This window comes from Streptococcus intestinihominis (genome assembly GCF_046824975.1).
Taxonomy (GTDB): Bacteria; Bacillota; Bacilli; order Lactobacillales; family Streptococcaceae; genus Streptococcus.
The window spans coordinates 58,626-59,539 of the sequence record NZ_JBKQBL010000003.1 but is presented as its reverse complement, the minus strand read 5'-3'; the positions used below and the strand labels follow the sequence as shown (position 1 = coordinate 59,539).

The window sequence follows — 914 nt, the reverse complement described above, 5'->3', positions numbered from 1 at the left end:
ACCATCCAATTAAAAGGAGTTTCCGTCCAGAAAAACGAGAAGTTAGAAAATGAGCTGGCAAGTATTGCTATGAAAACGATTTATCGATAAAATCTACGGAAAATAGGAGAAATTTGAGCCTCTTTGTGTTATAATCATTTAGAATGTAAAAGAAAAAAAAGGAGCAAATATCGAAATGAAACGTATTGCTGTTTTAACCAGTGGAGGAGATGCCCCTGGAATGAATGCTGCTATCCGTGCAGTTGTTCGCCAAGCAATTTCTGAAGGAATGGAAGTATTTGGTATCTATAATGGATACGCTGGTATGGTTGCTGGCGATATCCATCAATTGGATGCTTCATCAGTTGGGGATATTATTTCTCGTGGTGGGACAATGCTTCACTCAGCTCGCTATCCTGAATTTGCTGAACGCGAAGGTCAATTAAAAGGGATTGAGCAGTTGAAGAAACATGGAATCGAAGGTGTCGTCGTTATCGGTGGTGATGGATCATACCACGGAGCGATGCGTTTGACAGAACATGGCTTCCCAGCTGTAGGACTTCCTGGTACAATTGATAATGATATCGTTGGTACAGATTTTACAATTGGATTTGATACAGCTGTTACAACTGTAATGGATGCGATTGATAAGATCCGGGATACATCGTCTAGTCACCATCGTACCTTTGTAATCGAGGTAATGGGACGTCATGCAGGGGATATTGCCCTTTGGTCAGGTATTGCTTCAGGAGCTGATGAGATCATCATTCCAGAAGAAGGCTTCAAAATCGAAGATGTCGTTGAAAGCATCAAGATGGGCTACGAGAAAGGTCGTACACACAACATCATCGTCCTTGCAGAAGGTGTGATGTCTGCTGCTGAATTCGGTAAAGCCTTGAAAGATGCCGGAGATACAAGTGATCTTCGTGTAACAG

General features: G+C 42.1%; 2 protein-coding genes. Both read left to right on the top strand.

The window, feature by feature from the left end; genetic code table 11:
* On the top strand, positions 1-90 hold a 90-nt coding region (locus tag ACLOR3_RS05360), incomplete at its 5' end, for a hypothetical protein (RefSeq protein WP_412037094.1).
* Between the two features lie 85 nt (positions 91-175).
* On the top strand, positions 176-914 hold a 739-nt coding region (locus ACLOR3_RS05355; protein WP_412037053.1), incomplete at its 3' end, for an ATP-dependent 6-phosphofructokinase.